Genomic DNA, 20,707 nt, shown 5'->3' with positions numbered 1-20,707 from the left:
GTTCAGCTATTAGACGGTCGGCGCTGTAGACCGAACAGTTGGGTGGACGAGGGGCGGGGAAGGCCCGCACCAATAAACGGAGAGGTATTCAAGGACGGCAGCGTCTGTATATTCATGCTCGCCTGCAGAGCTTCTTCCGTGGTGCAGATGCCAACAACAAATGCAGGATCAGGGCCAAAGACAGCGCCGCCACGCCTTGTGTACTTATCGTATTCCAGTGAACGGGTATTATAGATGCCAGCCATCCCAAGGCCACCCTTGGCATCGATTTCATCCATCTCGCTCATGCACATCTTGCCGCGTTCCACACATCGGTTGAGAACTGCGCTGAACAGTTCCGGATCAACACTTGCATAATGCTGTACCGGTACTTTTTCGCTGGGCTGTTCCAGTTGCAGATAGGTCATCCGATCAAGAGTGGTGCCTTTTGACTTGACGTCGGCAATCCATTTTTCAAAACCCTCATCCGGCAGGCCGTGAAAAGCGAAACGCATACCGGAAAAACCGGCGCCACTGTAATTGGCCGAAAAGCCCTCATATTCGCCGGGGTGATTGATGACGGCGCTCAGCTTCGTCTGCATGCCCGGCATAGTGTATATCTGCCCGGCTAGCGCAGGAATATAAAACGAGTTCATCACCGCCGAGGAGGTCAGCCGGAAAGCGATGGGCCGATCGACGGGAGCGGCCATTTCATTGACGCTGGCGATACCATATTCCGGATAGATAAAGAGCCACTTCCAATCCAGCGCGACCACTTCGACCTGCAATGGCTTGACCGTTTCGGAAACTGCTTTGCCGGGGGAAATGCGTCCAAGCGGACGATAGGGATCGAGCAAATGTGTCGCCATCCAGGTGACCGCGCCAAGGCAGATGATGATCAGCAGCGGCGCCGCCCAGATGATCAATTCCAGCTGGGTGGAGTGATCCCATTCCGGGTCATAAGGCGCATCCGTGTTTGACTGCCGGTATTTCCAGGCAAAGAACACGGTGAGCACCATCACTGGAATGATAATGACAAGCATGAGGACGGTAGAAATAATGATCAGGTCGCGCTGTTGCACGGCGACGTCGCCTGACGGGCTCATGACAACAGCATTGCACGCGCTAAGCAATGCAAGCAGTGGAAGCAGGGCGATGGCAAAAAAACGGTTCAAGAGACTTCCTGTCAATGGAAACAGCGCCTAGTTGCGCCATCACTAGCTGCACCATAGTCAGAGCGACATTGGACAATTTGCCCAATCCTCCCGTAGTGTGTCACAATGATAAAGGATACGCTAGCAGTGACCGCAAACGAGCAGACCTGAACGGTTTCAATATTTGATCGAGGAGCGCACCGGGCAATGAGCGCGAAAACAGGAGCGGCATCTTCGACAACGCTTGAGCAGGACGCAACGCGCCTTCACTCGCGACATGACGACGTTAACGTTGGCGAGATTGCCATCGGCGTGATTATCGGCAGAACGTCCGAATTCTTTGACTTCTTCGTCTATGCTATTGCCTCTGTGCTGGTCTTTCCGAAACTGGTGTTCCCCTATGTTGATGCTCTGACGGGTACGATCTATTCGTTCGGTATTTTTGCGCTGGCCTTTCTTGCGCGGCCGATCGGCACGGTTATCTTCATGCAGATCGATCGCACTTATGGCCGTGGCGTAAAATTGACGATTGCCCTGTTCCTGCTTGGTAGCTCGACCGTTGCGGTGGCGTTCCTACCCGGTTATGCCCAGGTCGGTTGGGCATCTGCAGCGCTTTTGGCACTGTTCCGGATAGGACAGGGGCTTGCGCTGGGCGGTGAGTGGGATGGCCTAGCATCGCTTCTGGCGCTCAATGCACCTAAGCAACGCCGTGGCTGGTATGCGATGATACCGCAACTCGGTGCTCCCTTGGGGCTTATGGTTGCGGCCGGGCTGTTCGCATTTTTCGTTGCCAATCTTTCCGCAGAAGACTTCCTGGGCTGGGGCTGGCGCTATCCGTTTTTCGTTGCTTTCGCTATTAATGTGGTGGCGCTGTTTGCACGGTTGCGAATGGTTGTTACGCCGCAATATGCAAAATTATATGAAAGCAGAGAACTGCAGCCAACGACGGTGGCCAACACATTACAGCATGAAGGTCGCCACGTGGTCATTGGTGCTTTTGCACCGCTTGCGAGTTTTGCGCTCTTTCATATGGTAACGGTATTTCCACTGTCTTGGGTCTTCCTGTTTACGGATCAGGGCCCGGCCCGCTTTCTTTTGATTGAAGCATTCGGAGCGGCTGTGGGCGTCATTACCGTGTTTGCGTCGGGCACGATTGCCGACCGCGTCGGACGCCGGAATCTGCTGGGCGGCACCGCCATAGCCATTGCCGTGTTCAGTGGATTTGCTCCTCAATTGCTTGATGGCGGCGACATCGGCGAACTGATCTTCATGATTCTCGGATTTATTTTGCTTGGTCTGTCCTTCGGCCAGTCATCCGGCTCAGTGGCCTCGCGGTTCTCAAAGAAGTTCCGCTATACCGGCTCGGCATTGACCAGCGATATGGCATGGTTGTTCGGGGCGGGTTTCGCACCGCTGGTCGCGCTGCTGCTATCCAGCCATTTCGGCCTGATAGCTGCGGGCGGCTATCTGCTCTCCGGTGCTGTGTGCACGCTTATAGCCCTCAGCTTGAATCGTCAGACCGACAATCAGGACGTGTAGTCCCTTCCTCACTCATTCCATTTTCGTGCGCAGCGCCAAATTGATTGGCAGCTGTGCATAGTTTCAATTTTGGTTTGATCTAGCTGTTGACGGATTTTTAACATCCACTACTATATATAGTGTTCAAGGTTCTTCCGATTCGTGAGAGTGGGAAGCTAAGACGGGAATACGGTGAGTGGTGCCTTTAGGTACTGTGATGCCGGAGCTGCCCCCGCAACTGTAAGCGGCTAGCACGTGTTCGATACTGTCACTGGGGCTCTAGGCACCGGGAAGGCAAGAATAAGTGCGTTGATCTGCGAGCCAGGAGACCTGCCTTGATCTGATGAGTCCACCGGCGGGGTGCCGGAGCGGTCGCGCCAATGCACGGGGATTTTCCGTGTAAAACGCTTCCCTGCCCCTCCACGAGCGAGCTACAGGGTGAAGTGCATGAGAAACCTATCCAGCGTATTGATTGTGGGCGACCCGCCGTAAATCGGGCGGCACTTGAGTAAGTCATACAGTTCTAAACCAAACTAGCTGGCAGCACTCAGAGCTGCCAGACCATGTTCTCACGACCAAAATCAAATGAGGAAGTCATGAATATTGTCGTTTACAGCAAGCCGGCCTGTGTCCAGTGCACCGCTACGACCCGAGCTCTTGACCGGCAGGGTATGGAGTATGACGTTATTGATATTTCCAACGATCAGGATGCTCTCGAACTTGTTCAAAGTCTTGGCTACCGCCAGGTACCTGTGGTTGTCGCCGGCGAAAAACACTGGGCCGGTTTCCGCCCGGATATGATTAGCACCCTTGCCTGACAGGGATGGGTGTCATGAGTGGGATCGTCTATTTTTCGAGCAGGTCGGAGAATACCCACCGTTTTGTTTCCAAGCTGGTGGGCTTCACCTCACAACGGATACCAATCGGCTCTCGTGAGGAGCTGAAGATCAACGCACCTTATATTTTGATCGTGCCAACATATAGCGGCGATGGCGGCAAGGGTGCCGTTCCAAAACAGGTGATCCGCTTCCTCAACCAGGCGGAAAACCGTTTAAATCTCCGCGGCGTGATTTCCGCGGGTAACAGTAACTTCGGAGCGACCTTCGGGATTGCCGGCGACATCATCTCTGCCAAATGCCAGGTGCCTTACCTTTACAGGTTCGAGCTGATCGGCACGGAGCAGGATGTCGTAAACGTCAAACATGGATTGGAACGATTTTGGACACGCTCACGCTCGAACGACCAGTGAAAGCCAACGAACCAGTGCTGGATTACCACGCGCTGAACGCGATGCTGAACCTTTATGATGAGGAGGGCAAGATCCAGTTCGATCAGGATCGTATGGCGGCGAAGCAGTATTTTCTGCAGCATGTGAACCAGAATACGGTGTTCTTTCACAATTTGCGCGAGAAGCTCGATTACCTGGTAACCGAAGGCTATTATGAGCGCGCGGTGCTTGATCAATATTCCTTCAATTTCATGCGCGATCTGTTTGACCATGCCTATGCGAAGAAATTCAGGTTTCCAACATTTCTTGGCGCATTCAAATATTACACCAGCTACACGCTGAAGACCTTTGACGGAAAACGCTATCTTGAGCGTTACGAGGACCGCATCTGCATGGTGGCGCTGACGCTGGCGCAAGGAAATGAAACCTTGGCGCGGGATATGGTTGACGAGATCATTTCCGGGCGTTTCCAGCCTGCAACTCCCACCTTTCTCAATGCTGGAAAGAAACAGCGCGGCGAGCTGGTGTCCTGCTTTCTGCTCCGAATTGAAGACAATATGGAATCAATCGCGAGGGGTATCAACTCGGCCCTGCAGCTCTCCAAACGCGGGGGCGGCGTTGCATTGTCGCTCACCAATATCCGTGAAGCGGGCGCGCCGATAAAGCAGATTGAAAATCAGTCATCCGGCATCATTCCAGTCATGAAGCTTTTGGAGGATAGTTTTTCCTATGCCAACCAGCTTGGTGCAAGACAGGGGGCAGGTGCGGTCTATCTGAACGCACATCATCCCGACATAATGCGTTTCCTCGATACCAAGCGCGAAAATGCGGATGAGAAAATCCGTATCAAGACGCTGTCGCTCGGCGTTGTCGTACCGGATATTACTTTCGAATTGGCGAAGAACAATGAGGATATGTATCTGTTCTCTCCCTATGACGTAGAGCGGGTCTACGGCGTGGCCTTTACGGAAATTTCGGTGACAGAAAAGTACCGTGAAATGGTCGCAGATTCGCGTATCCGCAAAAAGAAAATCAAGGCTCGCGACTTCTTTCAGGTCTTGGCCGAAATCCAGTTCGAAAGCGGCTATCCCTACATCATGTTCGAGGACACAGTGAACCGCGCCAACCCGATTGCAGGGCGCATCACCATGAGCAATCTGTGCTCGGAAATCCTTCAGGTCAGCGAGGCGAGCGAATACAATGCCGATCTGTCCTATAGCCACATGGGCAAGGATATCTCCTGTAATCTCGGCTCGCTGAATATTGCCGCCGCAATGGATTCAATGGATTTTGGCAAAACCATCGAAACGGCCATCAGGGCGCTGAGCGCCGTCTCGGACATGAGCCATATCTCGTCGGTGCCTTCTATCGAAAAGGGTAATGATGACAGCCATGCCATCGGCCTTGGGCAGATGAATCTGCATGGTTACCTGGCCCGTGAACGCATTTATTACGGCTCTGACGAAGGTATCGATTTCACCAATATCTATTTCTACACCGTGACCTATCACGCCGTTCGCGCATCCAATCGCCTAGCGGTTGAACGCGGCCAAAGCTTCAAGGGCTTCGATAACTCGAAATATGCTTCCGGTGAGTATTTCGACAAGTACACCGAGCTGGAATGGCTGCCAGCAACCGAGCGCGTAAGAGAGTTATTCGAAGCCGCGGGCACTGCAATTCCCACACAGGAAGATTGGCTGGCGCTGAAGCAGGCGGTGATGACCTCCGGCCTTTACAATCAAAACCTGCAGGCTGTGCCGCCCACGGGCTCCATTTCCTACATCAATCACTCAACCTCCTCGATCCATCCGATCGTGTCGAAGATCGAAATCCGCAAGGAGGGCAAGATCGGCCGCGTCTACTACCCGGCCGCGTTTCTGACCAATGATAATCTTGATTACTATCAGGACGCCTATGAGATTGGCCCGGAAAAGATCATCGATACCTATGCTGCAGCAACGCAGCATGTCGATCAGGGCTTGTCGCTGACGCTCTTCTTCCGCGATACCGCGACCACGCGCGATATCAACAAGGCGCAGATCTATGCCTGGAAGAAAGGCATCAAGACAATCTACTATATCCGTCTTCGTCAAATGGCTCTGTCCGGCACGGAAGTGCAGGGCTGCGTATCCTGCACGCTTTGATTTTCCGGGGAAACAATGAACATTCAAATCAAGAATAAAGCTGTAAAGCTTCCGGCAGCCGTTCGCGCCATCAACTGGAACCGCCTTGAGGATGACAAGGACCTTGAGGTCTGGAACAGGCTTACCGGAAATTTCTGGCTGCCGGAGAAGGTGCCGCTATCGAATGATATTCCGTCCTGGGCTGCACTCAAACCCGAGGAACAGCAGCTTACCATTCGCGTGTTCACGGGGCTGACCCTGCTCGATACAATCCAGACCAGCATTGGCGCGCCAAAACTCATGGAAGATTCGATCACTCCCCATGAGGAAGCAATCTATTCCAACATCTCCTTCATGGAGGCCGTGCATGCCCGTTCCTACTCGTCCATTTTCTCCACATTGTGCTCGACACCTGACGTTGATGATGCCTATCGCTGGTCCGAGGAAAATGAGCATTTGCAGAGGAAGTCCGCGCTGATCCTCGAACATTACCGCAATCCCGATCCTCTCAAGCGCAAGATTGCCAGCGTGTTCCTGGAGAGCTTCCTGTTTTATTCCGGCTTCTATCTACCGATGTTCTGGTCGAGCCGCGCCAAGCTGACCAATACTGCCGACATGATCCGCCTCATCATCCGGGATGAAGCTGTGCATGGCTATTACATCGGATATAAGTTTCAACGCGCACTGGAACGTCTTGGTGAGGAGCGCCGTTCGGAAATCAAGGATTTCGCTTTCGATCTTCTGCTTGAACTCTACGACAATGAGGCAAAATACACCGAGACACTCTATGATGGTGTCGGCCTGACCGAGGACGTGAAGAAATTCCTTCATTATAATGCCAATAAAGCACTGATGAACCTCGGCTATGAGGCTCTCTTTCCTGCGGAAGCCTGCAAGGTCAACCCGGCAATTCTTTCAGCGCTATCCCCGAATGCTGATGAAAACCATGACTTTTTTTCGGGTTCCGGCTCTTCCTATGTCATAGGCAAAGCGATCGCCACGGAAGATGAGGACTGGGATTTCTGATCGGTTAGGCTTTTTAGTTAAAGTAGATGATGAGCGACTTAAACTGGAGGATCGTAATTTGCAGAAAAATCAATCCAAAACAATTAGTTATAGCGTTTAGTTTCGGCCATCTCTGCATTGATCAGCCTAGCTGTCCAGTATCGTTTGCAATGCGGAAATCAGCTTTGCGCATTCGGAATCTGTGCCTATGCTGATGCGTAAATAGTCGTTTGTCCTCTCGCCGGGCAGGTGCCTTACAAGAATGGCCTTTGTTCTGAGTTGTGCAAAAATTTCCTTTGCAGAGCAGGCAGGGTGATGGACAAACAGAAAATTTGCCGAGGAGGGCAGGACTTCAAAGCCAAGGCCGCGCATGGACAAAGCCAATCTGTTGCGTGTCGCCATAATTTTATTGCGGCTTTCTTCAAACCAAACTGTATCCTGCCAGGCGGCGATAGCGCCGACGATGGCCAGTCGATCCAGCGGATAGGAGTTGAAGCTGTCTTTAACGCGATTTAACGCTTCAATAAGGGAAGACTCTCCAACAGCAAATCCAACGCGAAGCCCCGCCAGTCCGCGCGATTTTGACAAAGTTTGGACAACCAGCAAGTTTGGGTAGTTCCCGACGAGAGGAATAGCGCTTTCAGCGCCAAAATCGACGTAGGCTTCGTCGATGACGACCACCTGATCAGGATGCTCGATGAGGAGTTTTTCAATTTCCGATAGTGGAAGTGCTGTACCGGTCGGCGCATTTGGGTTTGGTAAAATAATGGCACCGCAATTTCGCCGGTAATCGGATGTGCGAACTGACATTATGTCATCGAGTGCGATTTCGTCGAAATCAATTCCGTAAAGACGGCAATAGGTAGGATAGAAGCTGTAGGTAATATCCGGAAACAGCAACGGTGCATCGTGCTTCAACAAAGCTTGAAAAGTATGTGCCAGCACTTCATCGGAGCCATTGCCGACGAAAACATTGCTTTCGTCAAGACCGTAACTTCTGGCAATTGTTGCCCGCAATTGCAGCGCCGTGGGATCGGGATAAAGGCGAAGTGAATCTGTCGTTTCCGCAGCAATCGCCCTCAACACAAGCGGTGATGGCCCATATGGATTTTCATTGGTGTTGAGTTTAATCAGATTGCCTAATTTGGGCTGCTCTCCTGCTACATAGGGGGACAACTCGTGAACAATCTGGCTCCAGAAACGGCTCATAAAACATCCAGCGCTGAAAAATTACTTGTACTCTTCCATAGCAAAATCAAGCTTATGCGCTAGCCTAAACTTATGACCCACCCCACTTGGGTGTTGCAATTGTTTTTGTCAAAACTTCCTCTAGTCTGTTTTGAACAGCTTCCGATAATCCAACGTAAACCCAGGGAGAGAAAAATGAGACGTCTCATGAAGGCAGATCTATTGCTGCTTGCTATTTGTCTGATTGCGGGTTCCGCATCCATTCAGGCCGTTCAGGCGCAAGAGAGTTGGCAAGGGAGCTGGGGTGCCAGTCCCGCCTTTCCTGTTGGGCCAGAATTGAATAACTCGACAATACGGCAATATATTCGGATGAGCGCTGGCGGTTCCAAAGTCCGGTTCCGGTTTTCCAATGAAACTGGTACGCAGCCGCTCGTCATAGGAGCGGCGCGTGTGGCGCGCCCTGGCAATGCACAAGGGTCAATTGATCCTGCCAGCAGTAAAGCATTGACCTTTGGCGGAGAGAGCTCAATAACCATACCGGCTGGTGCCCCTGCAATTTCTGATCCCGTGGACGTCAGTGTTGCGCCGTTTGATACACTGGCGGTCAGCCTGTTTCTCTCACGCTGGACAGGACCTTCAGTCGTCCATCCGCTTGGTGAGCACACAGCTTATCTATCTGAGACGGGTGACAGTACGGAAGCGTCTGTACTGCCAGATGCAAAAACCTCTACCATGCGATTTGTACTTTCGAGAGTTGAGGTGGCCGGAGAGGGCGGTACGCTGGTGACGCTCGGAGACTCGATCACAGATGGGTACAGTTCCGGGGTCGATGCGAACATGCGCTGGCCCGACGTGCTGGCTGAGCGGCTTGGCAAAGCTGATGGAGCAAAGGTCGGCGTCGTCAATGCCGGTATTAGCGGTAACCGAATCCTGCACGACCAGCCGGAAGCGATGTTTGGTCCAAGTGCGCTTTCGCGTCTCGACCGGGATGTCCTGTCTGTACCAAATCTACGCTGGGTCGTAATCATGGAAGGCATTAACGATATCGGCCATTCTACCTCTGCCGGACTATCTGAACAGAGTGTCACGTCAAACGAGATTATTGGCGGGCTGAAACAGCTTGTCAGTAGAATTAAGGGCCATGGAGCAAAGGCCTATTGTGCAACGCTAACTCCCTATGAGGGGACTGTTTTCGCCAACTACTATAAATCGGAAGGTGAAGAAAAGCGTCAGGCTGTCAATGATTGGATCAGGACCAGCAAGGGTTGCGATGCAGTGATCGACTTCGATGCCGCTGTTCGCGATCCGGCAAACCCGAAAAGGCTTCGGGCGGAATTCGATGAAGGAGACCACCTCCATCCAAACGCGAAAGGTTATAAGGCGATGGCCGACTCCATCGATCTGAATTTGTTTCAGTAGATAACAACAATGAAAGATTGGTCGATTCGGGAGGGCGAGTCGTCAAACACTTTGGTTCGTTTGATACAAGCAATGGTATGCTTGTATCAAACGCGACACTTCCGCAGAGCTGGTTTACAGTTCAGATCACCTTGCCCGGATTCATGATGCCGTTGGGATCGAGCAGAGATTTGAGCGAAAGCATCAGATCGAGCTTGACCGGATCAGCAAGCCTCGCCAACTCCGTTTTCTTGTCCAGTCCAATTCCGTGTTCCGCAGAAAACGATCCGCCCATTTCCCGCAAGGTAGCATAGATCAGCGACTTTACTGCTTTCTTGTCGGATATTCCGGCGACGCCAATATGCAGATTTCCGTCTCCCAGATGGCCAAAGGCAAAACCGTGAACCTTTGGCCCGAGCATCGCAATTCCTTCGTGGAATTGTTTCAGCCAGGATTCCAGATGCTGTAGTGGGACGGAAATATCAAACCAGTGACCGTTCGGGTGGACGCGATCAATGACACTGCTGTCTTCGCGTATGTTCCAGATCTCACGGCGCTCCTTCTCGCTCTGCGCAAGAATTGCATCAAGAACCAAGCCGTCTTCTATGGTCAGCGCCAGAGCATTTTCCAGAGCAGATTGCGCCTGTGCCTGATCGGCCGCGTCAGTTTCGATGATCAGGTAAATGGGAGCCCGGGCGATAGAAGCGAGCGAGGGTGGTCCAAGATGATCGACTGCCACCACGAAATAGTCCTGCGCCATGAATTCGGCCCGCAGCAAATGCACATCATGATTCGCCTGCAATTGATGGAACAGTAAAACCGCGGCAGCCGCCGATTGGCAGGCGACGAGCGCAGTTGCGGTCAATGCGTCGGGAGGCGCAAGTTTAATCACCGCACGCGTTACGATGCCGAGCGTGCCCTCCGCGCCAATGAATAATTGTTTTAGGTCATATCCCTCATTTGATTTCGGCACCTGCGCCATATCGCTCATGACGCGCCCGTCGGGGAGGACCACTTCAAGACCGAGTACGCGCTGGCGCATGACACCGTGCCGGAAAGCCTCCATGCCGCCGGCATTGGTCGAGATCATTCCGCCTATCGTGGCAGTGCCGCGTGATGCAATGTCTATGCCTGTGGAAAGATGATGATGTGCCGCCGCTTCCTGTAGCGCAAACAATGTGACACCGCCTTGAACGATTGCTGTGCCGGCGGATGCAGACACCATTTCGATAGTGTTCATTGATGATAAAGAGAGGATGATCTGTCCAACCAGGGATACGGCTCCACCCACTAATCCTGTCCGCCCGCCATGGGCAATAACTGCAATCCGCTGTTCGTTGCACAAACGAAGGACAGCAGAAACTTCCCCGGTGGTTCGGGGTGTCACCATTATGGTGGCATCGAGATTACGCTCGTCGGAACCCGGATGGATCATGGCGAGGGCTTCTCCGGTCTTTAGCCCGCTGGCACCCACGATGAGTTCAAGTTTGGCAAGGATATTTTCGGGTATCATTGAGGGTCCGTAGCCTTGCGCCGGTCAATGATAATTCTCAAGGCAAGTATGGCGGCAGTGACAAGGATCAGAAGAACCGAAATTGCGGCAATGGATGGATCAATATTGTCGCGCAGACCCATCCACATGAGCCGGGGAAGGGTGATTGCATTGACGCTGGTAATGAAGAGGGTGACACCGATTTCCTCCCAGGAAAGGACAAAGGAAAGAAGCGCCGCAGTCGCTATGCCAAATTTGATATTGGGGATGATGACCTTGAATGCGCGGGTGGCCAGATTGGCGCCGAGACCGCGAGCCGCAAGATCTATGCGCCGGTCAACCTGAAACAGGGAAACAAGAATGAGGACGACCGCAAAGGGCGTTATCATCACAGCATGGGCGAGGGAAACGCCGAGCCAGGTGTCATATCCGATCCAGTTGTTAAAGCTCGACAGGGTGGTCATCAGGAAATAAAGCGTCATGGCTGAAACAACCGGCGGAACAATGAGCGGCAACAGCACGAAGCCGATCAGCAAGGCTGAAAAACGTGGCTGGAACATCCAGATTCCAAGTCCGAACATGGTCGCCAATGCTGTTGCTAAAATGCTCGACACAATGCCGATGCGCAGACTGAGCAGAATGCTCTGGAGCCAGGCCGGATTATCGAGAAGAGCCTGATAATGGCGAAGCGAGAGATTGCCGGATGGCATAGAAAGAAATCGGGCAGGGGTGAATGAAACCGGTATCACTGCGACAAGCGGCATCAGCAGGAAGAGTGCGACGGCTGTAGCAAGAATAAGAAGTACGGGACCGGGGCGTGAGGATTGCATGACTCTACCCCACCATATGCGCGGGTTTGATAAAGCGCCGCAGCAGTGCCAGCAAAATCGCGATAAACAGCACCAGTACCACGCTAATTGCGGCGCCAAGTCCCCAGTCAGGGCTCTGGAAGATGCGAAGATAAACCAGCTCCGCTACCATAACGCTTCGACCGCCGCCGAGGATCGCCGGTGTGACGAAAAACCCAAGTGCAAACACGAAGACGATGAGCGCGGCACCGATCAATCCGCCATAGGTCAAAGGCAGGAAAACTGTCCAGAACGTGCGGCTCCTGGATGAGCCCATGCCCCGCGCCGCCAGCAATACACGCTCATCGATGCTGCGCATGGCGGATGCGATGGGAAATACAGCAAAGGGAATGAGGAAATGCGTCATACCGACAATGACGCCAAACTCATTGCGGGCGAGTGCAAGCGGTTCACTGATGATACCGGCCGATTGCAGCCATGTATTGATCAGCCCGCGATTGGACAGCATCGCCAGCCAGCCAAAGGCGCGGGTAAGCACGGAAATCCAGAAGGGCACAAGAATACAAAATTCAGCGAGCGCGCGTTGGACTGAGCTGCCGCGCACCCAGACATAGGCGATCGCGTAAGCTGTGATGAGCGACGCGGCGGTTACAATCAGGCAGATGCGCAGTGTGCGAACGAAAACAGACTGGACGAGCGGATCGGTAAACACGGCTATATACTGACCAAAACCGGTCTCGGGCAAGGTAAAGCTCCAACGAACCACACCCAAAAAAGGCACGACATAGGCGAGCCCCAGAAACAGGAGCAATGGTCCCAATAGCAGGAATTTTCTGGAGGTTGCCGAGCCCATTCAACGTCCCTTGTTGCAGTGTGTGGAAAATGGCGCGGGATCATTGATCACGCGCCATTTTTCCTCAGGCTGAAATGACTTTTGTATATTCGTCGAATGCCCTGCCATAATTTTCGGCATACCATTCCATGTCCAGCGGGACCTGCTTGGCCATGTTGGCTGGATCAACGCAGTTTATCCGCTTCTTCTCGTCCGGTATCAGCGCATCGGTTGCCGGATTTGCTGGGCCTTGGCCCAGGAGATTGAACATTTCAAGTTGCCGCTCAGGGGTCTGCGCGCTGGCGATGAATTTCATCGCATTGTCCTTGCCGCCGGGGTTGTTTTTCATAACGGCCAAAGCACCGGGTGAGATCAGGCCCTGATCCCAGACGAATTTGATCGTGCCGCCTGAATCCTGCTCGATAAGCTGCGCGCGCGTCGACCAGATCAATGCCATGGAGGCTTCACCGTCGATCAAAACGGACTGGCTTTCTGCGCCGCCGCCCCAATAGGCCACAACATTTTCCTTGAAAGCCGCAATCTTGTCGTGGGCACGCTTGAGATCAAGCGGGTAAAGTTTTTCCGGTGCAACCCCATCAGCCATCAAAGCCGCTTCCCACATGGCCGCACCCCATTTGTACATGGAGCGTTTGCCGGGAAACTTCTTCACGTCGAAGAAATCTGCCATGCCGGTGGGTACCTGATCGCCAAATTTCGAAGAGTCATAGGCAATGATGTATGAGAAGAAATAGGTTGATGCCGCTGTGTCCCAGCCAAAGCCGGGGCGCATCTTGTTCTTGTCTACAATAGCGTAATCGATTGGCTCAAGCATTCCCTGCTTGCCGAGTGAAATACCGGAGAAAGGATCGATATCAAGGAGGTCCCAGCTCGGTTTGCCGCTCTTGAACTGTGCTGTGACCGCTCCTTCCGTGGGGCCTGAACCGTCCATCTTGACGGTAACACCGCTTTCCTTGGTGAAAGGCTGGCCATAGGCCTTGTCATAGGCAGTCATGGCATCACCGCCCCAATTGACCAGCACAAGCTCCTTGGCCTGAGCATAAGAACCGGTGGACCGGAGAAGCGCTGGTGCACCCGCCAGAAATATCGCAGCCATCTGCGTAAAGCGCCTGCGGCTAATCTCGCCCCGCTCGACTTTGCTGGCCAGTATTTCGAGGCAGTCTTTTTGAAATGCGTGATCCATTTTGTTTCCCTCTGGATTGTTGTTGTCACATTCCTGAATGCAGCCTAACTCCCATTCGGCAGCAAAAAGCCCTGATGCTCCGGCCATGACACCCACACATTCGTGTTGGGTTCTATGGGCGAGGTCGTCGCTGTCGGCATTGAAACCGCCAGGCTCGTTCCGGTGCGTGTTCGTAAATGATACTTGGTCGAAGCGCCGAAATATGTTGCTCCTTCGACTCGGCAGGTGATGGCGTTGCAATTGTCTTTCCGGTGCTCCACAGAAATGACCATGTGCTCAGGCCGTATAGCCGCAAGCGCTGCCCTGCCTGCAAGTGCCGATGATTTATTTACAGTGATCGTCTGGTCTTCAAATCTGCCTGCGGCACGCTCACCATCCAGTTGAACAGTATCGAGCGGCAGAAGGTTGATCTCGCCAAGGAATTCGGCAACAAAACGGTTTGCCGGTCGCTCATAGACCTCCTGCGGTTTGCCTGCCTGCAGCAGTTCGCCATGATTGAAGATGGCAACGCGGGATGACAAAGCAAGCGCTTCGGATTGATCATGCGTAACGAAGACAAAGGTTGTGCCGGTTTCCTGATGCAGCCTCTTGGCTTCTTCCTGCATCATTTCACGCAAATTTTTGTCAAGGGCCGAAAATGGCTCGTCCAGCAGCAGTACGGAAGGCTCAAACGCCAAAGCACGGGCAAGGGCAACGCGTTGCTGCTGGCCGCCCGAAAGTTTGGCTGGCAGCTTCTTCTCATGGCCAACTAGGCCGACACGCTCAACCATTTCACCGACCCTACGCTTGATATCGGCAGCAGATTGGCGGCGTACCTTGAGCGGGAAAGCGATGTTCTGCTCGACAGTCAGATGCGGGAAGAGGGCGTATCCCTGAAAAACCATACCGTAGGAGCGATCTTCAGCGGGTATATTGGTAATGTCTTTGCCGTCCATCACCAGTTTGCCAGATGTTGGGGCAAGGAAACCCGCCAGTATCATCAGGAAGGTGGTTTTGCCTGAACCTGAAGGCCCCAGGAGAGTCAAAAATTCGCCGCGCTTGATGTCGAGCGACAGGTCTTTGAGCGCATGAAATGCGCCAAATGTTTTGCCAATAGATATAGCCTTGATCTCGGCGGCTTTCGCGTCGCCCGGCTGCATGCTTTGAGGCATTGATTGAACCTCTTTCCCCTTCTTTTTAATGAAGCCTAGGCACAATCTGCAATAACGACAATTGAATTATATTACCCTGACACGTGAAAATAATTCACGCCACCGCCGAATCTATCCCACGATGCGTTTTAGGCGTTGCGGGTTTGAGAAAGCCGGGACTTCAGCCATTCAGTAAAGGCGAGCTGCGCCGGATGATCCATTCTCGCATAGTCGGTAACAAGAAAATACGACTTTGGTGATTTGATAGCGAGATCGAACGGCTGAATGAGCTGGCCGCCTCTCATTGCCTTCCGGCATGTCAGCTTGTCGCCGATTGCAATCCCCTGCGCCGTGATCGCTGCCGAAAACACAAGGTTCATATCGGAAAACACAATTCCACGCTCTGAGTCAGGGTTGTCGACATTTGCCAAGGCCAGCCAGAGCGTCCAATCCTCGAAATCGACCAGATGCAGCAAGGGTGCCCGCAATATATCCTTCGGTTCGGCCAGCCCACCCAATTTGTTGAGCAGAACAGGGCTGCACAGCGGAGTAAACTCGATCTCGCAAAGCAGATCGACGGCCCTGTTGGGCCAATTGCCATCACCAAAAGCGATAAAGAGGTCAACGCCCGACGCAGTTACGTCATCAAGTTTGCGCGGAGTGACAATCCGCAGGGCGATATCGGGATATTTCTCCTGAAACTCCGCGATATGTGTGCAGAGCCAAAGCGATGCAAAGCCGGACGTGCAACTGACAGTTAATGTCCCGCCAGTGCTTGCAGGGCTATGTCGCCCGCCAGCATCGTCGATGACGATGAGCGCCTTGCGCACATCATTGGCATATTTTCGTCCCCTCGGCGTAAGGGTAACACCCTTGCCATCCCGCTGCAAAAGCTCGAATCCAAGGTCGCGTTCCAACAGACGAAGCTGGTGGCTGACCGCGCTTCTGGTCAGGTGCAGTTCTTCCGCAGACCGCCAAACGCTGCCATGTCTGGCAAAGCTTTCGAGTGCGCGAAGCGCCTGAGTTGAGGGTATTCTCATGCGATGCCTTCGATAAGAGGTGAATAGAATTTGCACGTTTTGAGAAAACATATCACTTTTTCTCCCTGCATCCAGATGATTATCTGCCGTCTAACGGGAGATAATTGTGGTCACGGAAGCATCGGTCTCAGCACTCAATTTCATTGATGATCACAGGGCTGATCTCTCGGCATCAGCACGCACTATTTTTGATTTTGGAGAAACCGCCTGGCGCGAGTACCGATCTGCAGATTGGTATGTTCGTCGCTTGCGGCAGGAAGGCTTTGATGTAGAGGCCGGTTCTGCTGGCATGCCGACTGCATTTTGTGCGCATTGGACCAATAAAGCAGGAATGTCGGGACAGGCGCCAACCATTGGAATGTATGCAGAGTACGATGCGGTGCCCGGCAATTGCCAGGCTGCTATCACGTCGCGGCAACCACGCTCCGGACTGAGCGAGCATGCTGGTGGTCATACTGACCCGCATTCGGGACTCGGAATATCTGCTCTTGGAGGTCTCTTGGCCACAAAGGCGGCAATGGAAAAACACGGTATTGCCGGAACCCTGCGATTTACCGGAGAGCCGGCAGAGAAAGTGCGCGGCTCCAAGCCTATCCACGCAGCCAAAGGTTATTATGACGGATTGGACGGCATGATCTCGTTCCATCCGTTCTATATGCTGCCTCTGTGCAACACTGTCCGGTGGGATACGCATTGTGGCGCCGCTTATTCGATGATCTATCGATTCATCTGCGATCAGCCTGAACTTTGGGGGTTGAGCGATGGCGCTCCCATTCCGCAATCACATTCCGCTGTGCGTGCGCCCGGAGCCAATGACGCGCTGATGATGATGTATATGGCATCAAAAGCCTTGCGCGATTCCATGTTGCCGCATCAGGGCGGCTGGTCGATCAGCGAGGCAATTCTGACTGCAGGGCAGGCAACAGCCGACAATCTGCCCGCTGGGCTTGCGGAAATTCAGTATATGATGCGCGTTCCGACTATCGCCATGGCTGAGAAGATTACCGCCGCGCTGGATCGAAACGCCGAGCATGCTGCGGCAATGTCCGGTTGCAGGGTTGAGCGGCATTGGGTCTGTAAGTCTCGGCCCGGTCTTGCCAACCACGCAATGGCAAATATTACCTGGGAAGCGCTCAAATATGTTGGTGCTCCGCAATGGGACGAGGCTGCAAAAGCAATCGCGCGAGAGATTCAAGTCAATGCCGGTATTGACGCCATGGACGACCCCTTTCTGGATGAGTGCGAGCGTTTGATTTCACCGCAGGATGCAGAAGCCATATTACGGCGTGACTTGCCCCCCTCGCAGTTGAATTCGACCTCCGATGACTACACCGACATGACCTGGCATGCGCCGACAGTGCGCTTCTACGTGGCTCGTCCGGCGTTGAAAGCGCCAAAGGGTAAAGCCTATCCGGGCTGGGTCATGAATGCCCTTGGCGGAATATCGGAAACGATTGATCCGATGATTGTTTGCGCCGCAAAGACAGTGGCCCTGACGGCATTGCGCTTGCTTGAAGATGGCGAGGCCCGTCGTGCGGCAAAAGATGAGTTTATTGAACGGACAGGCGGCGGTGTCGGCGGTTCCAAATGGATCGCGCCGCTATGCGATTACGAACCGCCAATTCATTTCCGTTGGCCCGAATACATAACAACCGCGCGCGGAACCGAGTGGTGGATACCAAACGCCGCATAATGAGGAGAAAGCAATGACACGTCACGAGAATGGTTTTGATGCCGATGCTTTCACATTGAAGCGGCGAAACCCCAATGGCGCTACAAAGCCGCTTGTCAATTGGGGGTTTCGCAACGAGACCGATCCGCTGACTGATGTGTTGCTGGGATCGCCGGCATTTCTACGCCATATGGCAACCAGTTCACTTTCCCGAAAACACTTGCGTGAAGCTCCCTGCAACATTCAAACCGCGCAGGCGCAGCATAAGGAGCTGGTGGCCGCCTACGAACATTTCGGCGTGAATATTCACTGGCACGAGCCGGAACCTGAATTGCCCATGCAGGTCTATTCAAGGGACTCCAGCGTCATGACGCCCTATGGCGCAATCATCACCGCCATGGCCAACTGGTGGCGACGCGGAGAAAACTACGCGGCGATCCGCACCTATGAACGGCTGGGTATTCCGATCTACGATATGGTCACAGACGGAACCTTTGAGGGTGGCGATTTTAACGTCATTGAAGAAGGCTGCGTCCTGATCGGATGCGGCGGTGCGCGGACGCAGGAAGAGGGGGCACGCCAAGTCGAGGAGTGGTTCCGCAAAGAAGGTTGGGAAACACGGCTTGCCTTTATCGACGAATATTATGTCCATATTGATCTGATGGTCGTGCCGATCGCGCCAAAGCTTACTGCCGTTTGCCTTGCCTGTACGGAACCTGGCATTGTCGATTGGCTCAAAGCAAAGGGACATGAAATAATCGATGTGCCTTTTCAGGATACGATGAATCTTGGGTGCAATTTTATGTCGCTCGGCAAGGATCGCATCATCGCACCGACATCAAGCAAGACGTTGATCGAAAAGCTGAGGGCGACAGGATTTGAAGTTGCGGCAGTCGATATGAGCGAGATTTCCAAAACCGGCGGCGGAATCCACTGCATGGCGCAGGCACTGCTGCGGTCCCCAGCGTAACAAGAGAGGTCAGCTGATCTGATATTGAGGTGCACACGGCACAGCATTCAATCCGGCATTGAGATTCTGGTTGCATTTAGTGGTAAGCGTTCTTATCGAAACTTTGGGCTGAAATAGCCTGGGGCTCGCGCTTCATAGTTTCACTTATCAATGCAATCTGGAACGCCAAGGGTTGATGTGCACAGCGAAGTAGCTTTGATCTCGACAGTTGCCGTCAGCTTCGTGGCCGCAGCTATTTGCGGCTATCTGGCTGACAGATTATGGTTGCCGCCGCTGGTGGGCTATCTTTTCGCAGGCATTCTTCTGGGGCCTTTCACGCCCGGCTTTATTGCCGATAGCGGACTTGCGGGCCAACTTTCCGAAATGGGCGTCATACTGCTCATGTTCGGCGTGGGGTTGCACTTCTCCGCATCGGAGCTTCTGGCCGTCCGCAATATTGCTGTGCCGGGCGCGATCATCCAGATACTCCTTGCCAGTTTGTTGGGGATTGGCCTTAGTTCTTTTTTCGGATGGGGTATTGGTGCCGGGGTTGTTTTCGGGCTTAGCCTGTCCGTCGCGAGCACGGTCGTGCTTCTCAAAGCGCTGGAAGAGCGCAATCTCGTTAACAGCGCGAGCGGGCGCGTTGCAGTTGGTTGGCTGATTGTTGAAGATTTGGCCATGGTTCTGGCCCTGGTTCTGCTTCCTGCATTGGCTGAAGTTCTCGGTGCAACCGGCACTGGCATTAGTGGAACACAGCTTGCGCTTAACCTTGCAATTACGCTGCTGAAAGTTGCAGCCTTTGCGATAATGGCGGCCTATCTTGGCCCCAAGGTCGTGCCGTGGCTTCTTACGCTGATCGCACGTACGGGTTCGCGCGAATTGTTCACGCTTTCCGTGCTGGCAATCGCCTTGGGAATTGCGTTCGGTTCTGCCGAAGTTTTTGGTGTGTCATTTGCGTTGGGCGCCTTCTTTGCGGGCGTCGTCATGAGTGAGTCGAATCTGAGCCACAGGGCTGCCGCTGATTCACTGCCGCTCCAGAATGCTTTTTCGGTTCTGTTTTTCATATCAGTCGGGATGTTCTTTGATCCTTCCATTCTGTTGCGCGAACCATTGGCGGTCATCGGAACTCTGCTGATCATTATCCTTGGAAAATCCGTTATCGCTTTGGGGATTGTGCTGGCTCTTCGTTATCCGATCGGCCTTGGCCTGACAGTTGCAGCAGGACTTGCCCAGATCGGCGAATTTTCCTTCATTCTTGCAGGGCTTGGCGTTTCGCTGAAGCTTCTTCCCAAGGAGGGGCAAGACCTCATTCTGGCTGGAGCAATCCTTTCGATTACTCTCAACCCGCTGATTTTTGCTGCCGCCGAAAGACTTAAGAAGACCGTCCTGATCAAGTGGCCCATCTGGTGCGACCGGCATGGGAAAATGAAGCATGAGAAGCTGGAGCGCGAACTGGCTATTATCAGGGCCGTGGGAGAAGAGCGCGACAAGAAACACCAGCAGGAGCTTAAGCAGCTTATTGAAACGTTTCCACTTTTCTCGCAGCTCGACAAGACATCGCGCGAAGAGTTGTTCCTGCTGTTCAGACCCAAATCAGCATCTCCCGGCGAGCGCGTCATTCGCGTCGGCGATCGTGGTGACGGCATGTATTTCATCGTTGCTGGTGCTGTGGAAGTCCGGCTGGACAGCGGTGATGTTCCGTTGAATGCCGGTGCATTTTTCGGCGAAATGGCGCTCTTGAGCGGCGGACGTCGCACTGCGGATGTCGTGGCGATCGATTTCTGTCAGTTTCTGGTCCTTGACCGCCGGGATTTCAATATTTTCGCCTCGCGATATCCGGGACTTCGCTCCGCCGTTACCACTATGGCAAGAGAGCGTACGGAGATGAATGTTTCACGCCAAAAAGCAGATGACTGACACAGCTTCGTTCTGGCTGCCTTGATATTACAACATTCCGCACCTAGTTTTGGGGGGACATACGCAGGAGCT

Annotated in this window: 17 protein-coding genes and 1 riboswitch; of the genes, 9 read left to right on the top strand and 8 right to left on the bottom strand. The window is 53.3% G+C overall.

Translation table 11 applies throughout. The annotated features are described in order from the left end of the window. Nucleotides 1–2 precede the first annotated feature (2 nt). A complete protein-coding gene (gene cyoA, locus AC6CHM_RS16150; protein WP_336441464.1) occupies nt 3–1,154 on the bottom strand; it encodes a ubiquinol oxidase subunit II in 1,152 nt (383 codons plus the stop codon). A 186-nt stretch (nt 1,155–1,340) separates the two neighbouring features. Between cyoA and AC6CHM_RS16145 the strand changes: the two genes are divergently transcribed. From AC6CHM_RS16145 to nrdF, 5 genes are all read left to right on the top strand, one after another. Continuing rightward, nucleotides 1,341–2,672: an MFS transporter gene (locus tag AC6CHM_RS16145; protein ID WP_337353417.1), complete on the top strand. Its 1,332-nt coding sequence runs from the start codon at nt 1,341–1,343 to the stop codon at nt 2,670–2,672. A 109-nt stretch (nt 2,673–2,781) separates the two neighbouring features. Next, nucleotides 2,782–3,003, top strand: a riboswitch (cobalamin riboswitch). Nucleotides 3,004–3,247: 244 nt separating this feature from the next. Continuing rightward, on the top strand, nt 3,248–3,469 hold the full coding sequence (gene nrdH / locus AC6CHM_RS16140; RefSeq protein WP_307277369.1) for a glutaredoxin-like protein NrdH: 222 nt from the start codon (nt 3,248–3,250) through the stop codon (nt 3,467–3,469). 14 nt (nt 3,470–3,483) lie between these two features. Continuing rightward, nucleotides 3,484–3,900 (top strand): class Ib ribonucleoside-diphosphate reductase assembly flavoprotein NrdI, encoded by a 417-nt coding sequence (gene nrdI, locus AC6CHM_RS16135; protein WP_498173738.1) that lies wholly within the window; start codon nt 3,484–3,486, stop codon nt 3,898–3,900. Beyond that, nucleotides 3,870–6,023: a class 1b ribonucleoside-diphosphate reductase subunit alpha gene (nrdE, locus tag AC6CHM_RS16130; protein ID WP_498173737.1), complete on the top strand. Its 2,154-nt coding sequence runs from the start codon at nt 3,870–3,872 to the stop codon at nt 6,021–6,023. The genes nrdI and nrdE overlap by 31 nt, the downstream gene beginning before the upstream one ends. 15 nt (nt 6,024–6,038) lie before the next feature. Beyond that, a complete protein-coding gene (gene nrdF, locus AC6CHM_RS16125; RefSeq protein ID WP_498173736.1) occupies nt 6,039–7,028 on the top strand; it encodes a class 1b ribonucleoside-diphosphate reductase subunit beta in 990 nt (329 codons plus the stop codon). 126 nt (nt 7,029–7,154) lie between these two features. Here nrdF and hisC read toward each other — a convergent pair whose 3' ends face one another. Beyond that, nucleotides 7,155–8,216 (bottom strand): histidinol-phosphate transaminase, encoded by a 1,062-nt coding sequence (gene hisC / locus AC6CHM_RS16120; RefSeq protein ID WP_498173735.1) that lies wholly within the window; start codon nt 8,214–8,216, stop codon nt 7,155–7,157. A 174-nt stretch (nt 8,217–8,390) separates the two neighbouring features. Here hisC and AC6CHM_RS16115 point away from each other — a divergent pair, with 174 nt between their 5' ends. Next, the gene (locus AC6CHM_RS16115) at nt 8,391–9,614 is read left to right on the top strand and encodes an SGNH/GDSL hydrolase family protein (protein ID WP_498173734.1); all 1,224 of its coding nucleotides are present in this window, start codon (nt 8,391–8,393) and stop codon (nt 9,612–9,614) included. A 121-nt stretch (nt 9,615–9,735) separates the two neighbouring features. Here the strand turns inward: AC6CHM_RS16115 and AC6CHM_RS16110 are convergent, their stop codons facing one another. The 6 genes from AC6CHM_RS16110 to AC6CHM_RS16085 form a co-directional block, all read right to left on the bottom strand. Then, nucleotides 9,736–11,106, bottom strand: a complete 1,371-nt coding sequence (locus AC6CHM_RS16110) for an FAD-binding oxidoreductase (RefSeq protein WP_498173733.1) — start codon at nt 11,104–11,106, stop codon at nt 9,736–9,738. Continuing rightward, entirely contained in the window at nt 11,103–11,915 is an 813-nt protein-coding gene (locus tag AC6CHM_RS16105) for an ABC transporter permease (protein ID WP_498173732.1), read from the bottom strand. The genes AC6CHM_RS16110 and AC6CHM_RS16105 overlap by 4 nt, the downstream gene beginning before the upstream one ends. A 4-nt stretch (nt 11,916–11,919) precedes the next feature. Beyond that, entirely contained in the window at nt 11,920–12,747 is an 828-nt protein-coding gene (locus AC6CHM_RS16100) for an ABC transporter permease (RefSeq protein ID WP_115055020.1), read from the bottom strand. Between the two features lie 64 nt (nt 12,748–12,811). After that, the gene (locus tag AC6CHM_RS16095) at nt 12,812–13,927 is read right to left on the bottom strand and encodes an ABC transporter substrate-binding protein (RefSeq protein ID WP_498173731.1); all 1,116 of its coding nucleotides are present in this window, start codon (nt 13,925–13,927) and stop codon (nt 12,812–12,814) included. Between the two features lie 44 nt (nt 13,928–13,971). Beyond that, nucleotides 13,972–15,078, bottom strand: coding sequence for an ABC transporter ATP-binding protein (locus tag AC6CHM_RS16090; RefSeq protein ID WP_115055022.1), 1,107 nt, complete (start codon nt 15,076–15,078; stop codon nt 13,972–13,974). Between the two features lie 128 nt (nt 15,079–15,206). Then, entirely contained in the window at nt 15,207–16,097 is an 891-nt protein-coding gene (locus tag AC6CHM_RS16085; RefSeq protein ID WP_498173730.1) for a LysR substrate-binding domain-containing protein, read from the bottom strand. Between the two features lie 106 nt (nt 16,098–16,203). On the opposite strand from AC6CHM_RS16085, the gene AC6CHM_RS16080 reads away from it, so the two are divergent. The 3 genes from AC6CHM_RS16080 to AC6CHM_RS16070 all read left to right on the top strand — a co-directional run bounded on the left by AC6CHM_RS16080 (nt 16,204) and on the right by AC6CHM_RS16070 (nt 20,635). Then, nucleotides 16,204–17,790, top strand: coding sequence for a zinc-binding metallopeptidase family protein (locus tag AC6CHM_RS16080; RefSeq protein ID WP_498173729.1), 1,587 nt, complete (start codon nt 16,204–16,206; stop codon nt 17,788–17,790). A gap of 13 nt (nt 17,791–17,803) precedes the next feature. Continuing rightward, complete coding sequence (locus AC6CHM_RS16075; RefSeq protein ID WP_498173728.1) at nt 17,804–18,739, top strand: dimethylarginine dimethylaminohydrolase family protein; 936 nt, start codon at nt 17,804–17,806, stop codon at nt 18,737–18,739. 177 nt (nt 18,740–18,916) lie between these two features. Beyond that, the gene (locus AC6CHM_RS16070) at nt 18,917–20,635 is read left to right on the top strand and encodes a cation:proton antiporter domain-containing protein (protein WP_498173727.1); all 1,719 of its coding nucleotides are present in this window, start codon (nt 18,917–18,919) and stop codon (nt 20,633–20,635) included. The last annotated feature ends 72 nt before the right edge of the window (nt 20,636–20,707 follow it).

Source organism: Phyllobacterium sp. GQ127, assembly GCF_059758635.1.
The sequence above is the reverse complement of the archived record's forward strand: the minus strand, read 5'-3'. Positions and strand labels throughout refer to the sequence as shown.